Source organism: Leptotrichia sp. OH3620_COT-345 (genome assembly GCF_003932895.1).
GTDB lineage: Bacteria > Fusobacteriota > Fusobacteriia > Fusobacteriales > Leptotrichiaceae > Pseudoleptotrichia.
In genome coordinates this window covers 1-327 of sequence record NZ_RQYW01000165.1, presented here as the reverse complement: position 1 = coordinate 327, position 327 = coordinate 1, and the positions used below count along the sequence as shown (strand labels likewise).

At 37.0% G+C, this 327-nt stretch carries 1 protein-coding gene; it reads right to left on the bottom strand.

All coding sequences use genetic code 11. The features are described 5' to 3' along the window. The coding region (locus EII29_RS12475) for a hypothetical protein (protein ID WP_158612569.1) at window positions 1-327 on the bottom strand (327 nt) is incomplete at both ends.

Below are 327 nucleotides of genomic sequence, written 5' to 3'. Positions count from 1 at the left end.
TTCATTTATTGCCGCTCCTATTACATTTACTCCCAATCCATTTTCAAAACGTTCAAAGCCTATTTTTACTACCGGAGTCCCGTACATTCTTACTTTAAAGCTTCCATTTCCATCTCCTAAACGTATCCCTTTATTTTTCAGTATGTTAAATGCTCCAAAACCTACTATATTCCCCTGACTGTAAAATGAAAAATCATAATTCTGTTTCTTATCTAGTGAAGCATATGATACTGCCACTCCTCTGTTCACTCCTATCGACAATCCCAAACTTGACAAGCTTCCATCAAACATCTTTCCTAATGCACTTTCCAGTACGTCTGCTATTGC